Below are 26,511 nucleotides of genomic sequence, written 5' to 3'. Positions count from 1 at the left end.
GTGCCCGTCGTCGTCTGCAATCCACCGCGCACCGATGCCGAGATCGTCGATGGTCTCGGACGATTCGGGGTGGCCACCATCCACGAGGCGCAGGGTCGAACCGGCCTGCTCGCGCCTTACATGAACCCCATTTACACCGGAGCCCGGGTGTGCGGCACCGCAGTCACCGTGAGCGTGCCGCCCGGAGACAACTGGATGATCCACGTCGCCGTGGAGCAGTGCGCCCAGGGTGACGTCCTGGTGGTGGCGCCGACGACGCCTGCGGACGACGGGTACTTCGGCGACCTGCTCGCGACCGCGCTGGCGGCCAGGGGAGTGCGCGGCCTGGTGATCGACGCGGGCTGCCGGGACGTCGCGGATCTTTCGCGGATGCAGTTTCCGGTGTGGTCGAAGTGCGTGTCCGCGCAGGGCACCATCAAGCAACGGCTCGGTGCGGTCAACGTCCCCGTGGTGTGCGCGGGATGCACGATCGAGGCCGGCGACGTCGTGGTCGGCGACGACGACGGCGTGGTCGTCGTGAAGCGCGCCGACGCGGCGCAGGTGCTCGCCGCCTCCGGCCAGCGCGAGGCCAAGGAAGCGGTGTCGCGAGAGCGCTACCGGCAGGGGGAACTGAGCCTCGACGTGAACGACATGCGTGGAGCTCTGCGCGACGCCGGACTGCGCTACGTCCAGTACTCGGAGGCCGACGCGTGATCATCGACATCCACGGCCACTACACCACGGCACCGCCTGCGCACCAGGCGTTCCGGGACGATCAGCTGGCCGCGCTGAACGACCCGACCCTTGGCGCACCGCGGTCGGCCGTCATCAGTGACGACGAGATACGCGACAGCGTCGAGAACAACCAGCTGCGAACCATGCGCGAGCGCGGCGGCGACGTCATGCTGTTCTCTCCCAAGGCCTCCGGGATGGAACACCACGTACCCGATCAGGCGGTGGCGACGGCGTGGGCCCGGTCCTGCAACGACCTGGTGTACCGGGTCGGCGAACTGTTCCCCACCTCCTTCGTGCCGGTGGCCCAGTTGCCGCAGACGCCGGGCGGTGAGATCGCACCCTTGGTCGACGAATTACGAAGGTGCGTCACCGAACTCGGCTTCGTGGGGTGCAACGTGAACCCCGACCCCGCCGCGGGCTACTGGACGTCGCCCCCGATGACCGACGAGTACTGGTTCCCGCTGTACGAGGCCATGGTCGAATTGGACTGCCCGGCGATGGTCCACGTCTCGACGTCCTGCAATCCCAACTTTCACACCCTTGGCGCCCACTATCTCAACGCCGACACGAGCGTGTTCATGCAGCTGCTGCAGGCCGACCTCTTCATGAAGTTCCCCAGCCTGACGTTCGTCATCCCGCACGGGGGTGGCGCGGTGCCCTACCACTGGGGCCGATTCCGGGGGTTGGCGGCGCGGATGGGCCGACCCGATCCCGCCGAACTGCTGCGCAACGTGTACTTCGACACCTGCGTGTACCACCAGCCGGGAATCGACCTGCTGCAGCGGGTCGTCCCGGTGGACAACATCCTCTTCGCCTCCGAGATGCTCGGCGCGGTGCGCGGCGAGGACCCCGACACCGGGATCGCGTGGGACGACACCGCGCGGTACGTGGCGGCACTGAACCTGCCGGAGAGCGAGCGGCAGGCGATCTTCGAACGCAACGCCCGTCGGGTCTACCCGCTTCTGGACCGGCGGCTGGCCGCCAGGAAGGCGTGAACGATGACGCGGCTGCAATTGACCTTCGCGTGCGGCGACTACGACCGCACCCGGGCCCTCGAGGACGGTAGCGTCCGGCCGGACGGTGTCGACCTGACCTACCTGCGGCTGCCGGTGGAGGAGACGTTCTTTCGGATGCTCCGGCATCGCGAGTTCGACGTCGCCGAGATGTCGCTGTCGACCTACGTCGCGACCCTGGACGCCGAGCCGCGACCCTTCGTGGCGTTGCCGGTGTTCACCTCGCGAATGTTTCGCCACGGCGGCATCTACGTCAACGCCGACGCGGGTATCGAGGCACCGTCGGATCTGCGCGGAAAGCGAGTGGGGTGTCCGGAGTTTCAACTGACCGCCGGGGTGTGGATCAGGGGAATCCTGGCCGAACACCATGGCGTGCCGGTTGACTCGGTGACCTACTACACCGGCGGCCAGGAGGCCCCGGGCCGCATCGAGAAGGGCGCCGTCGACACCGCTCTTGACATCCGGCCGATCCCCGACGGCGCCACGCTGTCGGAGATGCTGGCCGACGGACGGCTCGACGCATTGCAGACGCCCCGGGTGCCCAGCCCCTTCGCCGCCGGCGACCGTCGGGTGCGGCGGCTGTTCGACGACGTCGTCGCCGTCGAACGCGACTACTACGCGACCACGGGAGTCTTCCCGATCATGCATGTCGTCGTGCTACGCGCCGACGTGTACGAACGCCACCGGTGGGTGGCGCAGTCGTTGTACAAGGCATGTCTGGCCGCGCGCGACGACGCCTACCGACGCGTCTACGACTCGTCGGCCCTGCGGTTCATGGAACCGTGGTTGATCCAGCACATCGAACAGTCGCGTGAGCTGCTCGGTGACGACTTCTGGTCCTACGGCGTCACTTCCAACACGAGGGCTCTCGAGGTGTTTCTCCAATATCACCACGAACAGGGGCTGTCCAGGCGGTGGTATGCCCCCGCCGACCTGTTCGCGCCGGAGACCGCCGAGGCATTCGTCATCTGACGGGGTCAAGAGTGCCGAACCACTTCACGAGTGCGGGTCGACATGATACAAATCACAGTGGTGGTCTGAATGTCAGTCCATTAACCTGATTGAGCCCCCGGGAGTGGCGATGAGGAAGCATTTCGTTCTCTGCACGGTAGTGTCCCTGGTCCTGCTTATCGCAGGCTGCAGCAGTCCTACCGCCGGCCCACCCAGTGGCGCCGCGGCGCCAGGGGCCGAACAGGCGCAGAAGGTCTACGACCAGATCAACGGCTTGTCGGGGCAGGAGCGCACCGACACTCTGCTCGACCTCGCGAAGAAGGACGGCGCGCTGTCGCTGTACACGTCGAACACCGACATGGATGCCTTGGTCAAGGCATTCGAGAGCAAGTACGGGCTCAAGGTGGAGACCTACCGCGCGAACTCCGAGACCGTCCTGCAACGCATCCTGCAGGAGTCCAGCGCCAACTATCAGGGCGCCGACCTCGTCGAGACGAACGCGGGCGAGCTCAACGCCCTCCAATCCGAGAAATTGCTCAGCAACTACGAGGGTGCGCTTCGGGACAAGGTTCGTCCGGAGGGGCAGAAGGACGGCTGGACCGCCGACCGCTTCAACGCCTTCGTGGTGGGCTGGAACACCCAGAAGGTCGCTCCTGGAACCGAACCCACGTCGCTGAAGGATCTGGTCGCTCCGCAGTGGCGTAACCGCGTCGGCCTGGAAATCGGCGACGTCGACTGGTTCGCCGCGATGCACGACTACTACAAGTCGCAGGGCATGTCCGAAGACGAGGTCATGGGCTTCTTCCGACAGCTGGCCGCCAACTCCAAGATCACGAAGGGTCACACCGTGATGGGCGAGCTGTTGTCGGCCGGTCAATTCGACGTCGGCGCGTCCATCTACTCCCACACCGTGGACAACGCCGCGGCGAAGGGTGCCCCGGTGGCCTGGAAGGTGGCGGACAAGCCCGTCCAACCGGTCGTGTTGCGGCCCAACGGTGCCGGGCTGATCAAGTCGGCCAAGCATCCCGCCGCTGCCATGCTGTTCATGGACTTCCTGCTGACCGACGGCCAGCAGCAGATCGCCGAGGCGAACCGCATCGGCGCCATTCCCACCGCCGACGATCCACTGGCCGGGGTCGAGACGGTCACGGTGCCCGAGCAGGAACTGCTCGACAATCCGCAGAAGTGGAGCGACCTGTACAAGACGATCACCGACGGCGGCGGTCAGGCCTGACGGCGCGCCTGTCGAGCCGCACGGCCAGAACCGCAACCCCGACACGGAGGAACCGAACGACAATGGTCTCGCACACCACCACGAAGGTCTCGCACTACCACGTACAGAAGAAGCGTCGCGCCGACTTCATCGAGGAGTGGCGGGGATACCAGAAGACCGTCGTCGCCCACGAAGACGTGTCGATGGAGGAGACCGCCCGTGGCACGCGGGTTGGGGTGTACGTCGGGCTCGACGGCGACCGCCCGACCCGTTCGATGGACGCCCTCGTGCACGAGATCGACCCCGGGGTGGTCTCGACGGTGCACCGCCACTCGTGGGACGCCATGGTGCTGGTGGTCGCGGGCCACGGCTGGACCGAAGTCGACGGTGAGAGAATCACCTGGGCCCCAGGTGATTCGGTGCATCTGCCCGCCTGGGCGTGGCACCGCTCGGGGAACGACGGCACGGAGACTGCGCGGTACGTCACGTTCTCCAGCGAGCCGCTGTTGGAGACCATGGGCATGTCGGTGATCGAAGACGCCGGTCATACCCCGGTCGGCGAACTCGCGCCCCGCCCCGCATACACGCCGGAGGTGACCGGCGACGATCCGTACGCCCGGCGGTTGCGCCGCCTGGCCCACGATCAGACCGCGCGCCGGTCGGGCCGGCTGCACACCAGCTGGGACGAGTTGGAGCTGCTGCCAACGCCACGCGGAACCCGAACGACGTTCCTGCTGGACCGGGCCATCGGATATCAGGCGTCGGGAATCTCGATGGCGATGTTCGAACTCGGTCCCGGCCGTGGGCAATCGATGCACCGTCATGCCGGCGAGGCGTGGCTGTACGTGCTGGAGGGCACCGGGCACAGTTACCTCGGCACGGAGCCCGAAGGTGGAACGGACCACCAGTGGAAGAAGGGCGACCTCATCGTCGTCGACCACTTCCTCTGGCATCAGCACTTCAACGACGACCCACAGAACACGGCAAAAGTGGTCCGCATCCACATGTTCGACAGTTTGCTCGACACCATGCGCGTCCTAATGGATCCGATGGTGCTGTTCGAAGAGCCACCCGAGCACATCCGGGACGCGCAGGCCGGTGACATCACCACCATCGAGTGGCCGGAGGTTCGGCGACCGACGTGGCCGTGACGCCGCGGGCGATGCCGCCCGGGGTGTTGTCGATTCACGCGCTTCCCTCCGACCACCACGACGGCCCGTGGGACCACATCCTGACCGCCGACGGCGTCAAGGACCGCCTGCTCAACCATGCGCTGCTGACCCTGCTGCACGGTCCGGCGCTCGGCACGCTGGCCGGTCTCCCACACGGGTTGATCGTCCTGTCCGGCCCACCGGGGACGGGAAAGACGACGCTGGCGCGGGGATTGGCGCAGACCGCGGCGCGTGAGGTCGCCCCGCGGGGGGCGACCACCTACGTCGAGATCGACCCGCACGCGTTTCCGAGCGAGCTGCTCGGCGAGAGCCAGCGCAACATCACCGCGCTGATGGCGGACACCATTCCCGAGCTCGCCGCCCGTCGCCCGCACACCATCGTGCTGATCGACGAGGTGGAGAGTTTCGCGGTGCGCCGATCGTCGGCGTCGTTCGCGGCCAACCCGGTGGACGTGCATCGGGCCACCGACGCGCTGTTGGCCGGTATCGACGCCGTGGCAATGGATTCGCCGCGGGTGTTGTTCGTCGCGACGACCAACTTCACCGATGCCGTCGACGAGGCGTTCCTGTCCCGGGCTGACCTCGTGCTGACGCTGGCACTGCCCGACACCCCCACCATCGCCCGGATCGTCGGGCACGGGCTGGCCGAACTGTCGGTCCTGTGGCCGGGCATCGCGGCGCTGGCCGCGGACGAGGGGTTGCACGCCAAGATCGCGGGCGCCTGCGCGGGCCTGGACGGACGACGGGTCCGCAAACTGCTGCTCTCCGCGCTGACCCAGCGGCGGGAGGTGACTCGCGATCCCAACGTGCTGACCGTGGACGACCTCCTGTCGGCCGTCGAGGTGGTCGTGCCAGAGCATCGAGATCGACCATGAGGAGCGAAACATGCCGGACAACAACCGACTTCCGATGATCCACTACGACTACGCCGCCACCGCACTGGTGGTCTTCGACATGTTGGAGGCATACCGCGGGCCAATCGAGGCGGCCGGTACGTTGGCGCCGACCGCGCGGTTGATCGAGGCATGTCGACGGGTCGAGGTGCCGATCTTCTACGCCCGCGCCGACCACCGCGCCGACGGTGCGGACTTTGCGCGCACGATGAGCGACACCGACCCGCAGTTCCGCCCCTGGGGACGCATGAACCCGCCGCCGACCGCTCCGCGCTTCGCGTCCGGTACCCCCGAGTCGGCCGTGCTTGCCGAGATAGCCCCCTGCCCAGGCGATTACGACGTGCCCAAGCATCGGTGGTCGGCGTTTCACGGCACGCACCTAGAGCTGTCCCTGCGCAGCAGGGGTGTCGACACCATCCTGCTCGTAGGGGGCTCGACGCACGTCGGCATCGCGTCGACCGCCTTCGACGCGAGGGACCACGACCTGCAGGTCACGATCGTCGGGGACTGCTGCCACGGCCATGACGAGCAGCGCACGTTCTTTCTGGAAAAGGTGTTCCCGAGAATGTGCAACGTACGATCGGTCGACGAGGTGGTCCGTGGTCTGGAGCCGCCGCAGGCGGTCCGGCTCGCCGCTGGACAGCGGATGTGACGCCGATTACCATCGTCAATGGTAAAACCATTGGACATCAACGCTTGAAGGAGAACAGCATGGCCGAGAAGGGCCGGGTTTTCGTCCGCGGGCTCACCTCCCAGACCTATGGTCTTGGCGAGTTCCGCCGCCAGCAATTGGCCAACGACAGGGTCCGTGACGACGACTTCGTCGTGGACGACGCCAAGGTGGCGCACTCCGGTGACAGCGAGCAGTCGCGGACCTGGTGGCGGGTCGGACCGGGCGACGAGGACTTCCTGACGCAGACGATTCAGGTCCACTTCGTCGAATTGCCTCCGCAATCGTCGAACCACGGCCACGGTCACCAGAACGAGGCGGCCTTCTACATCCTCGAGGGACGCGGGTACGAGATCCACGATGACCAGCGATACGACTGGTCGAAGGACGATCTGGTGTTCGTGCACACCGACTCGGTGCACCGTCACTTCAACCCCTACGACGAGAAGGCGCTGGCACTGGTCGTCAAGGCCAAGTGCACGTGGATGTTCATGGGCCTGATCCAGCAGGGCCGAAGTGGGCCGGTGGACAACGAGGAGTCCTTCGGCCCGCGCGAGGACTGGTCGCAGATCTGGACCCCCGGCGTGCTGGACCGCAAGAAGGTGATCGGTCCCGCCGACACGCAGTGGGAAACCACGCCCCTGGGGCACATTAGGACCATCGCGTCACCCGAGCAGACCGATGCCCGCATCTTCAGCGTCGACGCCTACGAGCTCGACATCGAGGCCGGCGGCCACTCGGGCAAGTACTGGAAGATGGCCGACGAGGTCTTCTATGTGCTCTCGGGCGCCGGGTATGCGCTGCAGTGGGAGGTCGAGGCGGAGATCGCCGAGAAGTACTACGCGCGCATCGCGCTCAAGCCCAAGCGGTACGAGATCAAGAAGGGCGACACTCTCTACGTGCCGCAGAATCACGTCTGCCAGATCTTTGCCGAAGACGGTGAGCCGCTGCGCCTGTTCAACGCGCAGAACCGGGTCTTCAAGCACCTCGGCTACGACCAGACGCACTTCTTCGAGCCCGCATCGGGCGCATCCAGCTCGACGGTCGGCGCGCTCGCCGACGCCAACGCCTAGACCCATCCGCTTGGCCCTTGGTTCGGCGGTCTGCCGCTGGCGGCCGCCGAACCAAGCTCATCCTTGATTTGCCCGTGGATTCACGCCTCCGTCTGCGAAACCGTGGCGAGGTGGGGTGCCATCATGCCTGCTCACGTGTGTAAGTAGCCTCACAAATGTCGCAGAAGATGATGGACATCACATTCCAATGGTCCTACAATAAGTCCAACAAACGTCGGGTGTGCGCCCGGAGGTCCGCCCCAACGCAGCTGTCTCCGTAGATAGGACGTGAGGTAATGGCAAACCGACTAGGTCGACTCATCGCCACGGTGGGTCTGGCGATCGCGCTCGCAGGCTGTGGTGGCTCGCCCACGGCAGCACCGGGCGCCTCCGGTGGCGGCGACACCGCCTCGAAGTTCGAGCCGTACGAATCGCTATCCGGACAGGAACGACGCGACAAGCTCGTCGCCGACGCCAAGGCCGAAGGCGAGCTGTCGCTGTACACCTCCATGACGAGTGACGTCGCGGACGCGGTCACCAAGGCCTTCACCGCGCAGACGGGCGTCAAGGTCAGCCTCTACCGCGCCGCCTCGGAAACCGTCCTGCAACGGATCCTGCAGGAGTCCAGTGCCCGGCACGCCGGCGCGGACGTCGTCGAGACCGACGCCCTTGAGATGGCTGCGCTCAGCAAGGAGAAGCTGATCGCGCCCTACACCGGTGAGCGCCGCGACGCCGTGGGTGCCGAGGGGCAGTTCGACAACTGGACCGCCAGCCGCTACAACCTGTTCTCGCCGAGCTGGAACACCACCAAGGTGCCCGCCGGATCGCAGCCGACGTCATGGGAAGCCCTGGCCGATCCGAAGTTCAACGGCCAGCTCGCGATGGAACTCAACGACTACGACTGGTACCTGACGCTCTACGAGTACTGGGAAAAGCACGGCAAGTCCACCGCGGAAATCGACCAGCTGTTCGGTGCCATGGCCGACGGCGCGAAGGTGGTCAAGGGGCACACGGTGATGGGCGAATTGCTCTCGGCCGGACAGTATTCGCTCGCCGCGTCGAACTACACGTACCTGGTGCAGCGCGCAGCGGACAAGGGTGCTCCGGTGGCATACCAGCCGCTGGTGCAGCCCGTCATCGCCCGTCCCCAGGGCGTCGCGTTGCTGGACTCCGCGCCGCACCCGGCAGCCTCCCTGCTGTTCGAGGACTGGCTGCTCACCGAGGGTCAGCAGGTCTTCGTCGACCTCGGCCTGACGCCGTCGATCGAACCGCAGGGACTGAAGGACCCGCTCGAGGGCCTGGAGGTCATCTCGGTCGACGTCGACAAGCTGCTGAACGAGCAGAAGCAGTGGAGCGACAAGTACAACGCGCTACTGGAGAAGAGCGACAAACTCGGCTGACCCAGCACTCACCCCACGCCCGGCCTCAACCCTGCCGATTCCCCCGAGGTGACCACATGACAATCGCGCCCCCCAGGCCGTCGACGCCGATGCCGTCGTTCGACGACGGGCCATCCGACCCGCCGCTGTGGCGAAGGCTCCTGCCGACGCCGAAGTTCCTCACCCTGAGCGTCGTGGTGCTGATCGTCGCCTACCTGGCGATCGTTCCGCTCTACTACCTCTTCTGGGGAACCTTCTTCGATGCGACCGGCTTTACGGTCGACGGCTTCAAACGTGCCTACGGCAACGACCAGATCTTCGACCTCGTCGGCAACTCGCTCTGGTTCGCCGTCGGCGCCGCCGCGCTGTCCATGGTGCTCGGCACCGGTCTGGCCTATTTGCAGGTGCGTACCGACGTTCCCTTCAAGGCGTTGTTCTTCGCGGCCTCGATCATTCCACTGGTGATCCCCGGCATCCTGTACACCATTTCGTGGATTCTGTTGGGCAGCCCCGACATCGGGTTGATCAACCACTATCTGGAGCCGATCTTCGGCAGCGCGGTGATCGACGTCTTCAGCATCTGGGGCATGATCTGGGTCGAAGGTCTTCAGCTCTCACCGATCGTGTTCCTGCTCATGGTGGCCTCGTTCCGGGCAATGGATCCCTCGCTGGAGGAGTCCGCCCTGATGTCGGGTGCAGGCCGCTGGACGGTGTTCCGCAAGGTCACCATCCCGCTGGCTCGTCCCGCCATCGTCGCGGCGATCCTGATCATGGTGGTGCGCAGCCTTGAGAGCTTCGAGGTGCCCGCCCTGCTCGGACTGCAGAACGGCATCTACGTGTTCACCAGCCGGATCTACTTCGTGCTGCGGGACTATCCGCCCGATCTGTCCGCGGCGGGCGCGCTGGCCATCGGGTTGCTGGTGCTGGCCATCATTGGTGTGATCATCTCCAACTATGCCGGCCGCGCCGGGAAGAACTTCCAGACGGTGACCGGCAAGGGCTTTCGGCCTCGCCCGATGGAGCTGGGTCGGTGGCGACCGCTGGCCGGACTGCTGATCATCGCGTACTTCGTGCTCACCGTCCTGGCGCCGCTACTGGTGCTGCTCTACACCTCCCTGCTGAAGTTCTACGCGCCGCCGTCGAAGGACACGTTCTCGACGATGACGTTGGACAACTACCGGCAGCTGATTCACACCTCCAGTGCGTTGACGGCGTTGAAGAACTCGTTGATCCTCGGTCTGGCGTCGGCGACCCTCGTGATGGCCGTGATGGCGGTGGCGGCCTGGATCGTCGTGCGCTCGCAGCTTCGTGGGCGAAAGGTGTTGGACGCGTTGGCGTTCATGCCGCTGGTGGTGCCCGGCCTGGTCATGGGTCTGGCCCTGAGCTTCGTCTACTTGCGCAGCCCGATCCCGATCTACGGAACGCTGTTCATCCTGTTGATCTCCTACTGCACGCGATACCTGCCCTACGGCATGCGCTATGCGGTCACGTCGATGCAGCAGATCTCCAACGAGCTCGAAGAATCGGCGCTGGTGAACGGCGCCAGCTGGTGGCAGACGTTTCGTCGCGTGCTTTTGCCGCTGTTGATGCCCGGACTGGTGGCTGGGTGGATCTACATCCTCGTGGTGTCCTTCCGCGAGCTCTCGAGCTCGATCCTGTTGTACAGCCCCGGAAACGAAGTCCTCTCGATTCTGATCTTCGAGCAGTTTGAGAACGGACAGTTCACGGTTCTCTCCGCACTCGGCGTCGTGATGGTGCTGACCCTGGTCGTCCTGGTGACGATCGCCTACAAGCTCGGGGCCAAGGTCGGCCTCAAGCAGGACTGATCCATCGATCCGCTGGAAAGGAACCCCGACGTGCTTGAAGTCCAGAATCTCGTCAAGTCGTACGACGGCGAGCGCAAGAAGCGCCAGCGTCACAACCAGCCGCCGACCAACGGCACGCCGCAGGCGCGGGTGTTCGCGGTCAAAGACATCAGCTTCGCGGTCAAGCCGGGTGAGTTGTTCACTCTGCTCGGGCCGTCGGGCTGCGGAAAGTCGACGACACTGAGATCGGTTGCGGGACTGGAGACCCCGGATTCCGGAGTCGTGTCCGTTGGCGAACGTGTGCTCTTCGCCGCCGGCGGGACGGCGAACAAGAAGGTGAACGTGCCCGCCAACAAGCGTGGCCTGGGGATGGTGTTCCAGTCCTACGCGATCTGGCCGCACATGACGGTCTTCGAGAACGTGGCCTTCCCGCTGCGCGTGAAGCCGCGCTCGCAGCGGCCCGGCAAGCGCGAGATCACCGAGCGGGTGCATCGGGTGCTCGAGACCATGGAGCTCCTGCAATACGCCGATCGCCACGCCACGAAGCTCTCCGGTGGGCAGCAGCAGAGGTTGGCGCTTGCCCGCGCCATCGTCATCGAACCGTCGCTGCTGTTGCTCGACGAACCGCTGTCCAACCTGGACGCGAAGCTCCGGGAGTCCCTGCGCTTCGAGTTGAAGCGTCTGCAACGGGAACTTGGCATCACCTCGATCTACGTGACCCATGACCAGATCGAAGCCCTGTCGCTGTCGTCGAACATCGCCGTGATGCGCGCCGGTGAGGTCGTCCAACTGGGCAAGCCGCGCGACATCTACGAGAACCCTCAGAGCAAGTTCGTCGCCGAATTCATCGGCACGTCGAACTTCATCGACGGGACGGTGGCCTCCCGAGAGGGGGACCGCTACGTGGTCGAGACCCGCGACGGACGTCTGACGCTGGAGTCCGGCGCGCAGATGCCCATCGGGACCGAGGTGATCGTCTCGATTCGGCCGGAGGCCGTCCAGCTGAGCACCGAACGCCCCGTCGGGGTGGACAACGTCTGGGAGGGCAACGTCACCACCCGAGCCTTCCTCGGCGATGCCGTCGACCACGTGATCGCCGTCGGTAAGCACGAGATTCGGGCCCGCTGCCTGCCCCACGTGTCGCACGCGCCGGGCTCGTCGGTCTTCCTGCAGATGGAGACCAGCAAGCTGGCCCTCGTGCCGGTCGACTGAGCGGGGATGGGTCTCCGGAACGTCCCGGACGTCCTGAGGAATCGCGACTTCAACCTGTACTGGGCCGGTGTGGTGCTGTCCCAAATCGGTACGCGGGCAACGGTTGCGGCCAACCTCTACCACGTCTACCACCTGACCGGATCGATCGCGCAGACCGGCCTGGTTGGGGCGGGCCAGGCGTTCGCGCTGCTCGTCCTGAGTCCGCTCGGCGGGGTGCTCGCCGACCGCTGGGACCGGCGGCGCCTGCTGCAGGCGTCCCAAGCGGTCGCCATGGTGGTGGCGGGCGGCCTTGCGATCGCGACGCTCACCGGCCACATCGTCGCCTGGCAGGTGGTGCTGTCAGTCGTATTGACCACGGCCGCTTCGACGTTCGATCAGCCGGCTCGCCAGGCGTTGATCCCGGCGTTGGTGCCGAGGGTTCAGTTGCCGCAGGCCTTCGCCCTGATCAACCCGTCGCGGGAAGTCGCGGTGCTGTTGGGGCCCGCCATCGCGGGGATCCTCATCGCGTTCGGGGGGCCCGGTCTGGTCTACGCGGTGGACGCGGTGACCTACGCGGCCCTGGTGGTCGTCCTTCAGCTCCTGCGGGTGCCCTCGCTCGAGGGGGCGGGTACCGCCGTGTCGATCTGGCGGCAACTGGTCGACGGCGTCGCCTTCGTGCGGGGCCGCCGGATGATTTGGATGCTGATGTCGCTGGATTTGTCGGCGACCATCTTCGGGGCGTACCGGGTGCTCCTTCCTGCGCTGTGCGCCACGGTGTTTCACGTCGGTCCCCAGGGGTATGGGCTGCTTTCGGCCGCCCCGTCGGCGGGGGCCCTACTGGCCACCTACACGATCTTCCGCGTCGTCGACCGCACTCAGCGGCTGGGCCGGGTGCTGTTGATCGGCACCGTGCTCTACGGCGTGTCCAACGTCTTCCTGGCCCAGGCGCACCTGTTCTGGATCGCCGTGCTGGCGGGTCTGCTGATCGGTGCCTGCGACGCCATGGCCACGACCATCCGGCAGGCCGCGGTGCAGCTCGAGACGCCCGACGAATTGCGGGGAAGGGTCTCGGCGATCTACCAGATGGCCTCGCGCGGCGGCCCGGCGCTCGGCGACACACTGATGGGCGGGGTCGCCGGACTGCTGGGGCCGGTGTTCGCGCTGACGGTGGGCGGCGCGCTGGCCGGTCTCTACGCCGGCAGCTTCCTGGTGCGGGCCAACCCGGTGCTCACCTACACCGGTGTGGCCGGCGAACGCGCCGCTGCGCGCGCACCGACCGGCAAACCGCCCGAGTCGGGTTGACACCAAACCCATTGGTAATACCATTAGTTCACACAATGACAACGGAGGAAGAACGTGGCGAAGGACGCAATCGTTTCGGAGACGCTGGCGAAGAAGTTCGCGACCGAGAAGGACTCGCCGTACGTGCGGTGGGTTGCCAACGAGGGTCTCGACATCATCAGCGCCCACTACGTGCCGAACCTCAACACGGTCGAACTCAAGCCGTGGGCCCGCCGCGGGGGTCGCGGCGTCTTCATCAACCACGAGGCCTCCCGCACCTCCAACGACTGCTACGTCTGCGAGATCCCCGCCGGTGGCGAACTGGCGCCGCAGCGCCAGCTGTTCGAGGAGATGATCCTGGTGCTCTCGGGGCACGGCTCCACGGCGGTGTGGAACGACGCCGGACAGAAGGTGACCTTCGAGTGGGGGCCCGGCGCGTTGTTCGCCATCCCGCTCAACGCCTGGCATCAGCACTTCAACGGATCCGGGTCCACGGCCGCCCGATTCGTGTCGTCGACCAACATGCCTCCCGTCATCAACCTGTATGACGAGGCGGACTTCGTGTTCGACACCGCTCACGACTTCCCGGGACGCTTCGCAGGTGAGCCGGACTACTTCGCTCCCAAGGACGAGCAGGACGGTCTGCTGCTCAAGACGAACTTCGTCGCCAACGCGATCGACCTACCCCTGGTCTCGGCGAAGGAGCGTGGCGCCGGCGGCGGTCACATCCGGTTCTCGATGGCCAGAGGCTCGATGAACAGCCACATCTCGCAGTTCGGCACCGCCACCTACAAGAAGGGCCACCGGCACGGCCCCGGGGCCCACGTGATCATTCTGAGCGGCCAGGGATTCAGCCTGATGTGGCCCGAGGGCGAGGAGCCGCGTCGCTACGAGTGGCAGCCCGGCACCCTCATCGTTCCGCCGAACATGTGGTTCCACCAGCACTTCAACACCGGCGCCGATCCCGCCCGGTATCTCGCGTTCAAACACGAGGTGGTCTCCATCCGCAACGCGCAGGGGGTGCCGAAGGCGTGGATCAGCCGACGGATCGGCGGTGACCAGATTGACTATGCCGACGAGTCACCCGTCATCCGTCAGACGTTCGCCAAGGCACTGGCCGACGCCGGGCTGACGCCCAAGATGGACGAGGCTTACGCCGCCGAGCTCCCCGACCTGCCGCCCAAGCCCGCGGAGGCGGTTGCGGTGCCGTCGCCGGCATGAGCCACGACGCCGACCACGAGCACGACGAGCCCGACGTACCGCTGGCGGAAAATCCAATCTGGCAGCAGGACAACGTCACCATGCACAGCGTGGGGGTCGACATCGGCAGCTCGGGTACCCAGGTGGCCTTCTCGCGGCTTCGGTTGCGCCGTCATGGCGAGGATCTGACGAGCCGCTACGTCGTGGTGGCGCGGGACACCCTGTTCGAGTCCGAGGTGTCGCTCACGCCCTTCACCGACGACTTCGAGATCGACGCAGCCGCACTGGGTCTCATCCTTGATACCGCCTACGCCGACGCGGGACGGCAACCCCACGACGTGGACACCGGCGTGGTGATCCTCACCGGCGAGGCACTGCGTCGGCGCAACGCCGAACGCATCGCGGCGGTGGTCGCGGAACGGGCCGGTGACCTGGTGTGCGCCAGCGCCGGTCACCACATGGAGGCGATGCTCGCGGCCTACGGCTCCGGAGCGGCGTTGGCGTCGCACGAGCGCGGCTGCCGCATTCTCAACGTCGACATCGGCGGGGGCACAACCAAGTTCGCCGTGATCGAGCATGGACGGGTGCTGGCGACGGCGGCCCTGCACGTCGGTGGCCGACTGATCGCGGTGGCCGACGGCAAGGTCAGTCGGATCGAGCCCGGTGGTCGAATGCACGCGGCAGCCTCGGGTTTCGACATCGGTCTCGGTGACCCAGTGGCATCCGACGTGCTCGACCTCATCGCCGCGTCGATGGCGGATCTGGTCGTCGCGGCCATCCGTGGCGAGCCCGCGGCCGATCACCTGTTTCTCACCGAACCGGTCGCCGACCTCGGGCGCCTGGACGGGGTGATCTTCTCCGGCGGCGTCGCCGAATACGTCTACGGCATGGAGACCCGGGACTTCGGCGACCTTGGCCGTCGACTCGGGGTGGCGCTGGCCGCCCGCGCGGCTGCCGGGGAGCTGCCTGCGCCGTTGATGTCGGCCGCCGAACGCATCCGCGCGACGGTTCTTGGCGCGTCGGAGTACACCGTGCAACTCAGCGGGATCACCAGCTTCATCCCGGCTCCGGCCTCGACGCTGCCCCGGCGCAACCTGCAGGTGGCCCGGCCGGTGTTCCCGCTTGGAGCGGACGTCGAAGCTCGCGTGGTGGCCTCGGCCATCACCGATCACCTTTCGGCCTTCGGACTGCACGACACCGAGGCCGACATCGCCGTCGCGCTGGACTTCTCCGGCCCGCCGAGCTACCGGCGGTTGCGCCCGTACGCGGAGGGCATCCGCAACGGCCTGGCGCGGCGGCTCGCGGCGGGGCGGGCGCTGTACCTGATGGTCGACGCCGACATCGCGCTGACCTTGGGAACCATCCTGCGCGAGGAACTGGGCATTGCCGTCGACATGCTGATTCTCGACGGTGTCGTGTTGCGCGACTTCGACTTCGTCGACCTCGGCCGTGTCCGCCAGCCCTCGAACACCGTTCCCGTCACCATCAAGTCGCTGGTGTTCGGCGTCGATTCGACGGCGCCGCGCGCCACGGCCGACCTCACGGCATGACGCCCGTCTCGGCCCCATCTCTCGACGAGCTGCGAAGCACCGTCGCCACGGCCTGCCGCATCCTCGCACATCAGGGCCTGGCGGCCGACGTGCTCGGCCACGTCAGCGTCCGGGTGGACGTGGATCGGATGCTGCTGCGCTGCCGGGGTCCGCACGACCGGGGGCTGCTGTTCACCCTTGCCGACGACGTTCGACTCGTCGACTTCGACGGGCGTGGCGATCTTGGCGACGGTTACGCGGTGCCCAACGAGTTCCGGATCCACTCCGAACTGTTGCGAGCCCGACCCGACGTCAACGCCGTCGTGCACGCCCACCCGCGCGACGTCGTGATCGCCGATCTGGGAGGCGTCGAACTGCGACAGGTGTTCGGCGCGTACAACATTCCCGCCGCGCGGCTGGCTCACCGAGGCGTTCCGGTCTACCCGCGGTCGGTGCTGGTGCGCACTCCCGAACTCGGGCGAGCCGTGGCCGACGCCGTCGGCGACCGCGACGTCTGCGTGCTGCGCGGGCACGGCATCGTGACCGCGGGGGAGTCGGTGGCGCAGGCCGTCATGCGCGCCCTGGACCTCACCGAGTTGTCCCGGACGTGCGCCGACGTGGTTCGCCTCGGCGCGACCGCCGACCCGGTGCCGGACGAGGACCGTCGCGAGCTGCCCGACCTGGGGTCGGCGTTCGACGACACGTCCAGGTGGCGGCACTACGTCGGGCGGTTGGCGATTGCCGGTCTCGCACCGTGAGCGGCTAGAGACCACCATCCTCGGGCTCCAGCGGTGCGACGGGCCGTCCCAGGTAGGTGCATTCCGGACCGTAGAGCAGTGCGGACACGTCGGCGGCGGTCAGCGTCTTGACGAGCTGGTCGACCTGTCCGGTCAGCGGCAGCATCAGGCCCGCGCTCTGGGCGAGTTCGATGGCGAAGTCCATGTCCTTCTCCTGCCAGGTGAAACGGGTGGAGTCCCACCGTCGCAGGGTGCCGTTGTCACCGGGGCACTTCATCAGCACCTCGCGCATGCGTTGGGCGTCGAGTCCGTACCGCTTGGCGATGGCGAGCGTCTCGAAATTGGCCACGCAGTGGATCCAGTGAAGAAGGTTGTTGCAAGTCTTGGCGATCTGACCGGCCCCGAGCGGCCCTACGTGCTCCACACCGCGGCTGTAGGTCATCATCACCGGCCTGGCCCGCTCGACGTCGGCCTCCTCGCCACCGCACAGCGAGAGCAGGTTGCCCTCCCTGGCGCCGAGCGCGCCGAAGACCACCGGTGCGTCGATGATCCGTCGTCCCCTCGGTTCGACGATGGCGGCGAGCCGCTTCATGAACTCCAGGCTGTGGGTACCCGCGACCACGATGAGCTGACCCGCGCCGAGCGGACCTGTTCCGTCCCCTGCCACCAGTTCCTCGGCGACGGACTGCATTTGATCATCGGTGCGCAGACAGGCGACGACCACGTCGGCTTCGTCGGCCATCTGCGCGAGTCCGGAGGCGATCGTCGCGCCCGCGGCCGCGGCGGCGGCAAGCCGACCGGGGTCGACGTCATGGGCGAGCACGTCCAGACCGCCCGTCACCATGTGGCCCGCCATCGGAAGTCCCATGTCCCCAACGCCGACGATCCCGATCATGACTTTGCCTCCCGCGGTTGTGCCTCAACTCTTGGCTTGTAATGGCTAATGGTATTACAGTTGGTTCATTGTGATGACTGACTCATCGCGAATCGAACGGAGAGAGAGCCACCGGTGCTGAGGGCAGAGATCAACGAGTTGTTGACCCGAACGGGTCCGGGTACACCAATGGGTGAGCTGTTCCGCCAGTACTGGATACCGGCGATGCTCGCCGAGGAACTTCCCGAGAACGACAGTCCGCCGGTACGGGTCAAGCTCCTCGGCGAACGGATGGTCGCGTTCCGGGACAGTGACGGGCGTTACGGCCTCATCGACGAGTTCTGCGCACACCGCGGGGCGTCGCTGTGGTTCGGCCGCAACGAGGGTTCGGGGTTGCGCTGTCCGTACCACGGCTGGAAGTACGACGTGACCGGTCAGGCGATCGAGATACCGTCCGAACCGGAGAACAGCACCTTCTGCTCACACGTCAAGCTGACGTCCTACCCGTTGCTCAAGGTGGGTGACTTGCTGTGGACCTACATGGGAGATCCGCAGAAGCAGCCGCCGCTGCCGGAGTACGAGTTCGCCACCGTGCCCGCCGATCAGACCTTCACCTCCAAGCGGTGGCAGGAGTCCAACTGGCTACAGGCGTTCGAGGGTGGAATCGACTCGAGTCACGTCTCGTTCCTCCACTCCGGGGGACTCAAGACGGATCCGCTGTTCAAGGGCGCCAAGGGCAATCAATACAACATGAACGACTTCAAGCCCTACTTCGAGGTGGCCGATTCGGAGGGTGGGTTGTTCGTCGGAGCCCGCCGCAACGCCGAAGCCGACACCTACTACTGGCGGATCACGCCGTGGGTGATGCCGTGCTTCACGATGGTGCCGCCGCGCGGTGACCATCCGGTGCACGGACACTTCTGGATTCCCATCGACGACGAGAACTGCTGGACGTACTCCTTCGACTATCACCCCGTTCGGGCGCTGAGCAACGACGAGGTGCAGGCGATGCGCGACGGCCACGGCGTCCACAGCGAGAACATTCCCGGCACGTTCCGTCCGATGGCCAACAAGGACAACGACTATCTGATCGACCGCGAGGCCCAACGGCGCGGCGACACGTACTCGGGCGTCAAGGGCATCGCCATGCAGGACGCCTCGCTGCAGGAGAGCATGGGGCCGATCGTAGACCGCACCAAGGAGATGCTGGTCTCCGCCGACGCCGGCATCATCAAGGCTCGGCAGAAGCTCAAGAAGGCGGCTGAGGCGTTGCGGGACAAGGGCATCACGCCTCCCGGTGTGGATCCGGCGCATCACCGCGTGCGCTCGGCCGCGGTCGTACTCCCGCGCGATGCCGCGTTCGTCGAAGCGTGTCGCGAGGACCTCTCGGTGCGCGAAGGCGTGCGGCAGTCGTCGGTATGAACTCCTACGATCCGCCGCTGGGTGGCCGCCCGATACTGGGCAACAGCTGCGCGCGGGCCACGACAGCCGTCGAGATGCGCTACCGCATCGACCGGCCGATCCGCGGTCGCCAGGGCGCTCGCGTCATCGCCCTTGACCAGGGCGCGGCCGCGATCGTCGCGCGGATCGCCGAATACGCCTGGGGCAGTGCCCGTTTCTACGAACTGGCTGAGCCCGCGACCGAGGTCGGGGACGCGGGCTTGCAATCGGTGAGCTTGCGCCCGGTGAGCGTGTCCCGCAACGGTCACCACCCGACCCTGGTCGACGAGCTCGACGACGCCGACGTGGTGGTGATGATCGCGACGACCGGTAGCGACGACGCGGCAGCCACCATCATCGGGGCGGCCTGCACGGTGCGTGCCATCACGACCGCCGGGTTGGTCATCGGCGAGCAGGCGGCGGTGGCCGACACCGTGGCCGCGATCCGACCGCATGCGCGGGTGCTCGCGATCAGTAGTGACGAACAGGACGTCGTCGACGTCCTGACGGCCCTACGGGCCTGACGGACTCGACTGGAGGGACCGCAATGGGAGGCCGGGACGTGAAGACTCAAGTGACACTGGCTGATCTACAGTCGATGAAGGAGACGGGACAGAAGATCGTCGGGGTCGTCGCCTGGGATTACCAGATGGCGCGCATCGTCGACCGGGCCGGGGTCGACCTGGTCTCGGTGGGCGACACGGTCGGCGTCAACCTGTGGGGGCAGGCCAACCCCCTCGAGATCACGATGGATCAGATGATGGTGGTCTGCCAGGCCGTGCGGCGGGGTGTCGGCCGGGCACTACTCAGCGCGGACTTTCCCTTCGGCCCGCTGCAGGAGGGGCCCAAGAGTGCGGTGCGCGCGGCAATCAAGATGGTCAAGGAGGCCGGTGTCGACGTCGTCAAGCTCGACGGCGCGGCCGACCACCTCGACGCCGTCGCCGCCGTCACGAAGGCGGGCATCCCCGTCTTCGCCCAGTTCGGGATTACCCCCCAGACGTCGCTGAAGTACGGCATCACCTACAGCGCGACACCCAGTCCGGACGACACCGTCCCCGAGGAGTTGCTCGACGAGATGGTCGCCGAGGCCAAGCGCCTCGAGGCGGCCGGAGCCGTGCTGCTCAACTTCACCAACTCGGGTCCCGTGGTTGGACCGGCTGTGGCACAGGCGGTCTCGATCCCGGTACTCGGTGGCTTCGGCGGTGGGCCGTGGCTCGACGGCCGCGTCCGGATGGCCACCGCGGCGATCGGCTACAGCGCGAACGGTCTCGACGCACCACCGGACACCTACGCCAACGTCGCGCAGATCGCCTTCGACGCCATCACCGCCTACGCAGACGACGTCCGTTCGGCGCAGCAGATCGCCGGCGGCATCGGCCGCGCGTGATCGGCGGCGAAGCGGTGACGTCCAGGGCCCTTCTCGACGGGATCGAGACCCGCTACGAGGTCGAGGGGTCAGGGCCGCCGCTGCTGATGTTCTCGCCGGGCGGCTTCAACGCAGCGCTGGAGAATTGGCGCACCCACGGTTTGTACCGCCGCACCGCGATGCTCGACCAACTGCGGGAACGCTTCACCTGCATCTCCTTCGACAAACGCGAATCTGGACAGTCGGGTGGTCGAGTGGAGCGGATTTCCTGGGCGGACTACGTGCGCCAGGGCGTGGCGCTGGTGGATCACCTGGGCTTCGACCGGGTGCACGTGATGGGCGGTTGCGTGGGCTGCTCGATAGCCGCAGGCATGGCGGTGGCCGACCCGGCGAGAGTGTCGGCGATGGTCCTGTTCTCACCCGCGGGCGGCGTGCGGTACCGGCTGAAGCAGCACGCCAGATTCGCTGCGCATCTGGCGTTCGTGGACTCCGACGGGCTGGCCGGTGTGATCGCTCTCGCGGCGAGCACCGATGCCGGCTTCTCCGACGACGGCCGAGTGGGGCCGTGGGTGTCGGTGCTGCGCTCGGACCCGTCGTTCGCGCAGCGCTACGGTCAGCTGGATCCCGACTGGTATCGCGGCGTGGTCGCCGGGATGGCACGGCTGATGTTCGACCGGGACACCGTGCCGGGCGCGGAGCCCGAAGATCTTCTCGCGTTGGACGTTCCGACGCTCATAGTGCCGGGGCAGGACAGTTCGCACGCACCGTCGGCGGCCCGCTATCTGCAGGAGTGCCTACCGTCGGCGCAATACTGGGACGTTCCGGTCGCCGAGCAGACCGCGACCACCGCGCCGGCCAGGGTCGTCGACTTCCTGGCGTCAGCTTGAGACTTCCTTGGAGATGTGCCGGGCCGTGCGACCGATGTGGCTGCGCATCACGGCGGTGGCCTTCTCGACGTCGCCCTTGCTCACCGCGGTGACGAATTGTCGGTGTTCCCGATTGCCCTTGATGCCCATCTCCGGATGCTCGTCCTTGACGTGCTGGAGGGACATCAGCGTCGGGCCGTGGAAGGACTCCGAGAGCATGACGATGGCGTCATTGTGCGTGGCCTGCGCCACCCGGCCGTGGAACTCGGCCGACAGCGCCATGGGGTAGGAGCCATGCGCGAGTGCGGCGTCCCCACGGTCGCAAATTTCCAGCAGCGCGTCGATGTCCTCCTTGGTCGCACGGTCGCAGACCAGAGGAATGATGCCAAGCTCCAAGACTTGTCGAGCCTCGGTGACTTCGCGTGCGGTGACTGCCGACATGCTCAACAGATCGACGATTCCTTCGCCGACCCGCTTGCTGGTGGGCGCGGTAACGAAGGCGCCACCGCGGGCGCCGACCTTGATCCGCACGATGCCGTTGGCTTCGAGACCGCGAAGCGCTTCTCGCACGGTGACCCGGCTGACCCCGAACTGTTCGCCGAGGTCACGCTCCGCAGGGAGCCGGTCCCCGGGCTTCAACTGCCCGTCCCTGATCAGCAACCGAATCTGGTCGACGATGAGTTCTGAGGCTCGCCCGGGAATGACGCGGCTGAATATTCCCTCCGCGGAGCGAGGTGTCGCGACGGTGCCCTCTGGTGTCATGGACCAATGATAAAGCCACCAGACCATCAACGGGGCTTTCTCCATCTCGCGGGGGCGGCCGTTTGCAGACCAGGCCGCCGCTCTTCCGGTCTGCCGACCCTCTCGTGGGCGACACGGCTAGCTCGCGGACCCGTGCGGCTCACCAAAGATTCTGAGGCGTCCTTGATCCCTCGAGCATGCGATTCCGGTCGTCGCATCGTTTTTTGACGCGTGCCGGTGGTGAGCCACTACTGATTAGAACTCGTCACGGAAATGACGGACCATTCGCCTTCTCGAATCGAAGTCGTCGACCGAGCCAACCTCCGCTGCCACCCTGATGTGGACGCCGGTCTCGCAATCAGCCTAGGCGCGTCCACCACGGCGAGGATGCTCGCGGAATCATGAATCGCATTGCGGCTCTCGTACTTTGCTCAAGCAGAGGGTTCGGCGAGCACTGCCGACGCGATCCGGAACGCGGTGTTCGCGTCGGGCACCCCGCAGTAGATCGCGGCCTGCATCAGCAGTTCCTTGATCTCGTCCTCGGTCAGGCCGTTGCGGAGGGCGGCGCGCACGTGCATCGCCAGCTCTTCGTGATGTCCCCTGGCGACGAGCGCGGTCAGGGTGATCATCGAGCGGCTGCGGCGGTCGAGGCCGGGGCGGGTCCAGATGGTGCCCCAGGCGTACTCGGTGATCATGTGTTGGAAGTCCGCGGTGAAGTCGGTGGTGGCCGCAACGGCGCGGTCGACGTGGGCGTCCCCGAGCACGGCGCGACGGACGGCCATGCCCGCGTCGTACACCCCGGCGGTGGTCTCGGGGCGGGTAGCACCGACGCCGCAGTGCACGGCGATCAGGTCGGCCACCGCCGCCGGGGACTCGGCGGGTGCCAGGTGGCCGACTCCGTCGAGCACCACCAGCCGGCCGTTGCGCACTCCGGAAGTGATGCGCTGCAACGACTCCGGGGGCGTCGGGACGTCGTGGGAGCCGGCGACGGCGAGCACGGGTGTCTCGATCTCGCCGAGTCGCTCAGTGACGTCGAAGCCTGCCAACGCTTCACACGTTTGGGCGTAGCTCTCGGCATCGGCGTCGCGCAGGGCACCGAGTAGGGCGGTGGCCCGGTCGGGTTGGCGGTCGGCGAACCCGGGGCCGAACCAGCGTTGTGCGGAGCCGGCCATTACGGCGGCCGTCCCGCCGGCGCGGACGGTGGCGGCCCGGTCGTGCCAGCCGTCGACGGTGCCGATCTTCGCGCCGCTGCACAGCACGGTGGCCGACGTGACCCGGTGCGGCGCGTCGAGCAGGAGCTGCAGTCCGACGGCGCCGCCGACGGAGTCGCCCGCGTAGTGGAACGTGTCGGCGCCGAGCCGGTCGGCCAACCCCAGCACGGCCGCGGCGAGGTCGGCGACGGTGAACGGTTCGGCGGCAGGGCTGCGGCCATGGCCCGGGAGGTCCCAGGCGACCACGCGCAGGTGAGCCCGCAGGTGTCGGACGGCCGGTGCCCACAGCGTGTCGGCGGAGGTGCCCAGCGACGGTCCGAGCAACAGGACGGGGGCGTCGGCGGCGCCGCCGGCGTCGGTGCCGACGAGGCGGGGCACGGTCATGGCGCATCCTTCAGGTAGTCGGCGGCGCGGTCCAGTGTCGCGTCGACGAGTCGGTCGGCGACGCCTTCGTACGTCGAATTCGGCTGTCGTCCCGTGAGTTTCGCCATCGTACGCTGCTCGGCGCCGAGGTCGCCAGCGGCGGCCAGATTGGCGGACGCCCGGTCGGCGTCGACTCGCAGGCCGGTGAGCAGTTCGGTGGTGTGCACCGCGGCGACGACGGTGCGCCGCGCGAGGGTCGCGACGGTGGCCCACTCGGCGTGCCAGCCGCCGTCGGCGCGTTCGTCGACGCTGACCGCGGCGGCGGTGTGCAGCGTTCCGGCCAGCGGACCCGCGGTCAGGGCGGCGCGGCGGATCAGCACGGACCTGACCGGGTTGTTCTTGTGCGGCATCGTCGACGACCCGCCACCGCTGCCCTCGGCGAATTCGCCGATCTCGGTGCGGCTTCCGGTGGCGACGTCGGCGGCGAGATGACCCCACGCGTCGCACAGCCCGGCCAAGGCGTCCCCGATCCGGGTCAGGGGAGCCCGGGTGGTGTGCCACGGTGGCGCGGCCGCCAACCCGAGCCGGCCGGCGACCCCGTCGGTCAGGTCGCACGCGCCGTCGACCGAGCCGGCCAGCTCGACGACCGCGGCCAGGGTCCCGACCGCACCGCCGAGCTGGGCGGGCAGTCCGGCCCGCAGACTAGCGAGCGGGACGGCGGCGTCGAGCAGGCCGTTCAGCCAGGCGGCGACCTTTGCCCCGATGGTGCTGGGCAGCGCGGCCTGGGTCAGGGTGCGTGCCAGCATCGGTGTGCGGCGGTGTGTTTCGGCCAGGGCTGCGAGGGCCTGGATCTGGGTGACGACCTCCTCGGTGAGGCGGGCCAGCACGTCGCGTAGGCACAGCATCAGTGCGGTGTCGACGACGTCCTGGCTGGTGAGCCCGCGGTGCAACCACCGTGACGTCGGCTCGGGGGTGCGTTCGCGCAGCAGCGCGACCAGTGCGGACGCGGGGTTGCCGTCGGCGTCGGCGGCGCGGGCGATCTGCTCGAGGCCCACCTCGACGGGCAGGGTGAATACGGCTGCGGCCGGGGCGATCCTGGCATCGACGAGGCCGTCCAGCCAGGCCTGTTCGACGGCGATCATGGCGCGCAGGAAGGCGGAGCCACTCATCGCGTTCCCGGCGAGGTGGTCCCCGGGCCAGAACAGGTCGGTCACGCCCGGTGGCCGGGGTAGCGCAGGAACACCGTCTCGTCGGGTCCTTGCAGGCTGACGTCGAACCGCAGCCCGGTCTGATCCGGGGTGGCGATGAGGGTGTCGCGCCGCTCGGCGGGCAGCGAGGCCAGCAGCGGGTCGGCGGCCAGGTGGTCCCCCGGCAGGTACGCCCGGGTGAACAGCCGATTCAGCAGGCCGCGGGCGAAGATCGTCACCAGGATGAACGGTGCCGCACCAGGATTGGCCGACCCGGGTGGCACCGTCGAGAAGGAGTAGTGGCCCTCGTCGTCGGTGGCGGCGCGGCCCCAGCCGGTGAACGTCCACCCGTCGCGGTGCAGCGCGCCGCTCGCGGTGGGCACGTGGCCGTCGGCGTCGGCCTGCCAGATCTCCAACAGCGCGTCGGGAACCGGAGTGCCGTCGCCGTCGGTGACCACGCCGTGGAACCGGATCGACCCGGGGGAACCGGGCGGCACCAGGTCGGCTCCCCGGTCGAACGGCAGGGCGTAGCCGAAGAACGGGCCGACGGTCTGGCCGGGGGTGGCGGTCAGCAGGGTGCTCATCAGTGCTCGTCCTCGGGGTTCTCGACGGGGGTGCGCGCCGGGCCGGTCAGTACGACGTCCCAGCGGTACCCGGTGGCCCACTCGTGGGTGGTGACGTCGTGGTCGTAGGCGGCCACCAGTCGCTCGCGGGCCGTGCGGTCGGTGATCGCCTGGTAGATCGGATCCAGGGCGAACAGCGGGTCGCCGGGGAAGTACATCTGGGTGATCATCCGCTGGGTGAAGTCGGTGCCGAACAGGGAGAAGTGAATGTGCGCCGGGCGCCACGCATTTCGGTGGTTCTTCCACGGGTACGGGCCGGGTTTGATGGTGGTGAACCGGTAGTTGCCGTCGTCGTCGGTCAGGCAGCGCCCGGTCCCGGTGAAGTTGGGGTCGATCGGGGCGGGGTGTTGGTCGCGTTGGTGGATGTAGCGGCCCGCGGCGTTGGCCTGCCAGATCTCGACCAGTTGGCGGCGTACGGGGCGGCCGTCGCCGTCGACGATGCGCCCGGTGACCACCATCCGCTCGCCGATCGGCTCGCCGCGCCCGCCGATGGTCAGGTCGGACTCCAAGGCGCCGACGTCGCGCGGCCCGAAGCACGGGGTCCAGAGTTCCACGCCCTCCGGGTCGGCGTGGTGCAGGTCCTTCGTGGGGTGCCGCAGCACGCTGCTGCGATACGGCGGGTAGTCCAGCCGCGGTTGGGTCTCCTCGACCCCGGCCCGCTGATACGCGGATTCGATCGCCTCGATCTCCGCACTCACTACGGACTGTTCCTGAAACATGCCGACAGTTGCGCTCACACCACGATGATGTCGGGCGCACACCCGGAAGGCGAGGATGTGCTTCCACTGAGTGGAAGGCGACCGATGGTTGGCAACTCGTCGACCGCAGGTGTGACCCTCCCCGGACTAGCTCGACGTTCCGACCTTCCGACGACGACGTACCCCAGGTCTGTGGACTTGACCCGGACTGAGTCGCCAACGGCTCCACATGGGGGGCGGGCGATGCCAGAGGATCAGCCACCGTCGAACATCACGAGCCGGTCGCCCCCATTCGACCCCGAACGACAAAGATCCCGAGCCGCAACAGAACCCACGCGAGAA

General features: G+C 67.3%; 25 protein-coding genes. 19 read left to right on the top strand and 6 right to left on the bottom strand.

What is annotated here, in order from left to right:
- The 15 genes from B1790_RS14890 (at position 1) to B1790_RS14820 (ending at position 16,821) form a co-directional block, all read left to right on the top strand.
- A complete protein-coding gene (locus B1790_RS14890; RefSeq protein WP_079924010.1) occupies positions 1 to 693 on the top strand; it encodes a 4-carboxy-4-hydroxy-2-oxoadipate aldolase/oxaloacetate decarboxylase in 693 nt (230 codons plus the stop codon).
- A complete protein-coding gene (locus tag B1790_RS14885) occupies positions 690 to 1,709 on the top strand; it encodes an amidohydrolase family protein (protein ID WP_079924009.1) in 1,020 nt (339 codons plus the stop codon). The genes B1790_RS14890 and B1790_RS14885 overlap by 4 nt, the downstream gene beginning before the upstream one ends.
- 3 nt (positions 1,710 to 1,712) lie before the next feature.
- On the top strand, positions 1,713 to 2,699 hold the full coding sequence (locus tag B1790_RS14880) for an ABC transporter substrate-binding protein (RefSeq protein ID WP_079924008.1): 987 nt from the start codon (positions 1,713 to 1,715) through the stop codon (positions 2,697 to 2,699).
- A gap of 109 nt (positions 2,700 to 2,808) precedes the next feature.
- Positions 2,809 to 3,912: an ABC transporter substrate-binding protein gene (locus B1790_RS14875; RefSeq protein ID WP_079924007.1), complete on the top strand. Its 1,104-nt coding sequence runs from the start codon at positions 2,809 to 2,811 to the stop codon at positions 3,910 to 3,912.
- A gap of 62 nt (positions 3,913 to 3,974) precedes the next feature.
- Positions 3,975 to 5,042, top strand: coding sequence for a cupin domain-containing protein (locus B1790_RS14870; protein WP_079924006.1), 1,068 nt, complete (start codon positions 3,975 to 3,977; stop codon positions 5,040 to 5,042).
- Positions 5,033 to 5,938 (top strand): AAA family ATPase, encoded by a 906-nt coding sequence (locus tag B1790_RS14865; RefSeq protein WP_233165133.1) that lies wholly within the window; start codon positions 5,033 to 5,035, stop codon positions 5,936 to 5,938. The genes B1790_RS14870 and B1790_RS14865 overlap by 10 nt, the downstream gene beginning before the upstream one ends.
- 10 nt (positions 5,939 to 5,948) lie before the next feature.
- Entirely contained in the window at positions 5,949 to 6,608 is a 660-nt protein-coding gene (locus B1790_RS14860) for a cysteine hydrolase family protein (protein WP_079924005.1), read from the top strand.
- Positions 6,609 to 6,667: 59 nt separating this feature from the next.
- A complete protein-coding gene (locus tag B1790_RS14855) occupies positions 6,668 to 7,699 on the top strand; it encodes a cupin domain-containing protein (RefSeq protein ID WP_079924063.1) in 1,032 nt (343 codons plus the stop codon).
- Between the two features lie 275 nt (positions 7,700 to 7,974).
- The gene (locus B1790_RS14850) at positions 7,975 to 9,078 is read left to right on the top strand and encodes an ABC transporter substrate-binding protein (protein ID WP_079924004.1); all 1,104 of its coding nucleotides are present in this window, start codon (positions 7,975 to 7,977) and stop codon (positions 9,076 to 9,078) included.
- 56 nt (positions 9,079 to 9,134) lie between these two features.
- Positions 9,135 to 10,883 carry an iron ABC transporter permease gene (locus tag B1790_RS14845; RefSeq protein ID WP_079924003.1) on the top strand — a complete coding sequence of 583 codons (1,749 nt, stop codon included), beginning with the start codon at positions 9,135 to 9,137 and terminating at the stop codon, positions 10,881 to 10,883.
- 30 nt (positions 10,884 to 10,913) lie between these two features.
- Positions 10,914 to 12,074, top strand: a complete 1,161-nt coding sequence (locus B1790_RS14840; protein WP_079924002.1) for an ABC transporter ATP-binding protein — start codon at positions 10,914 to 10,916, stop codon at positions 12,072 to 12,074.
- A 6-nt stretch (positions 12,075 to 12,080) separates the two neighbouring features.
- A complete protein-coding gene (locus tag B1790_RS14835; protein ID WP_079924001.1) occupies positions 12,081 to 13,355 on the top strand; it encodes an MFS transporter in 1,275 nt (424 codons plus the stop codon).
- Between the two features lie 54 nt (positions 13,356 to 13,409).
- Entirely contained in the window at positions 13,410 to 14,555 is a 1,146-nt protein-coding gene (locus B1790_RS14830) for an ethanolamine ammonia lyase-activating protein (protein ID WP_079924000.1), read from the top strand.
- Positions 14,552 to 16,084: an ethanolamine ammonia-lyase reactivating factor EutA gene (locus B1790_RS14825; protein WP_079923999.1), complete on the top strand. Its 1,533-nt coding sequence runs from the start codon at positions 14,552 to 14,554 to the stop codon at positions 16,082 to 16,084. The genes B1790_RS14830 and B1790_RS14825 overlap by 4 nt, the downstream gene beginning before the upstream one ends.
- Positions 16,081 to 16,821, top strand: coding sequence for a class II aldolase/adducin family protein (locus B1790_RS14820; RefSeq protein WP_079923998.1), 741 nt, complete (start codon positions 16,081 to 16,083; stop codon positions 16,819 to 16,821). The genes B1790_RS14825 and B1790_RS14820 overlap by 4 nt, the downstream gene beginning before the upstream one ends.
- A gap of 4 nt (positions 16,822 to 16,825) precedes the next feature.
- Here B1790_RS14820 and B1790_RS14815 read toward each other — a convergent pair whose 3' ends face one another.
- Positions 16,826 to 17,695 carry an NAD(P)-dependent oxidoreductase gene (locus B1790_RS14815; protein ID WP_079923997.1) on the bottom strand — a complete coding sequence of 290 codons (870 nt, stop codon included), beginning with the start codon at positions 17,693 to 17,695 and terminating at the stop codon, positions 16,826 to 16,828.
- Positions 17,696 to 17,863: 168 nt separating this feature from the next.
- Here B1790_RS14815 and B1790_RS14810 point away from each other — a divergent pair, with 168 nt between their 5' ends.
- From B1790_RS14810 to B1790_RS14795, 4 genes are read left to right on the top strand one after another with little or no spacing between them, the layout of a single operon-like run.
- Positions 17,864 to 19,096, top strand: coding sequence for a Rieske 2Fe-2S domain-containing protein (locus B1790_RS14810; protein WP_233165132.1), 1,233 nt, complete (start codon positions 17,864 to 17,866; stop codon positions 19,094 to 19,096).
- Complete coding sequence (locus B1790_RS14805) at positions 19,093 to 19,638, top strand: 3-methyl-2-oxobutanoate hydroxymethyltransferase (RefSeq protein ID WP_233165131.1); 546 nt, start codon at positions 19,093 to 19,095, stop codon at positions 19,636 to 19,638. Before B1790_RS14810 ends, B1790_RS14805 begins: the two co-directional genes overlap by 4 nt.
- 38 nt (positions 19,639 to 19,676) lie before the next feature.
- Positions 19,677 to 20,501, top strand: a complete 825-nt coding sequence (locus B1790_RS14800) for a 3-methyl-2-oxobutanoate hydroxymethyltransferase (RefSeq protein WP_198952011.1) — start codon at positions 19,677 to 19,679, stop codon at positions 20,499 to 20,501.
- Complete coding sequence (locus B1790_RS14795; protein WP_233165130.1) at positions 20,498 to 21,367, top strand: alpha/beta fold hydrolase; 870 nt, start codon at positions 20,498 to 20,500, stop codon at positions 21,365 to 21,367. The genes B1790_RS14800 and B1790_RS14795 overlap by 4 nt, the downstream gene beginning before the upstream one ends.
- Here the strand turns inward: B1790_RS14795 and B1790_RS14790 are convergent.
- From B1790_RS14790 to pcaH, 5 genes are all read right to left on the bottom strand, one after another.
- On the bottom strand, positions 21,359 to 22,108 hold the full coding sequence (locus B1790_RS14790) for a FadR/GntR family transcriptional regulator (protein ID WP_079923994.1): 750 nt from the start codon (positions 22,106 to 22,108) through the stop codon (positions 21,359 to 21,361). The two genes, B1790_RS14795 and B1790_RS14790, sit on opposite strands and share 9 nt — an antisense overlap.
- 410 nt (positions 22,109 to 22,518) lie before the next feature.
- Entirely contained in the window at positions 22,519 to 23,682 is a 1,164-nt protein-coding gene (gene pcaC, locus B1790_RS14785; RefSeq protein WP_079923993.1) for a 4-carboxymuconolactone decarboxylase, read from the bottom strand.
- Entirely contained in the window at positions 23,679 to 24,875 is a 1,197-nt protein-coding gene (locus B1790_RS14780; RefSeq protein ID WP_079923992.1) for a lyase family protein, read from the bottom strand. Before B1790_RS14780 ends, pcaC begins: the two co-directional genes overlap by 4 nt.
- Positions 24,872 to 25,432, bottom strand: a complete 561-nt coding sequence (gene pcaG, locus B1790_RS14775) for a protocatechuate 3,4-dioxygenase subunit alpha (protein ID WP_079923991.1) — start codon at positions 25,430 to 25,432, stop codon at positions 24,872 to 24,874. The genes B1790_RS14780 and pcaG overlap by 4 nt, the downstream gene beginning before the upstream one ends.
- Entirely contained in the window at positions 25,432 to 26,190 is a 759-nt protein-coding gene (pcaH, locus tag B1790_RS14770; RefSeq protein ID WP_079923990.1) for a protocatechuate 3,4-dioxygenase subunit beta, read from the bottom strand. Before pcaH ends, pcaG begins: the two co-directional genes overlap by 1 nt.
- Positions 26,191 to 26,511: the final 321 nt, after the last annotated feature.

It is taken from the genome of Mycobacterium sp. AT1 (assembly GCF_002043095.1).
Lineage (GTDB): Bacteria > Actinomycetota > Actinomycetes > Mycobacteriales > Mycobacteriaceae > Mycobacterium.
This window is presented reverse-complemented; position numbering and strand designations above follow the sequence as displayed.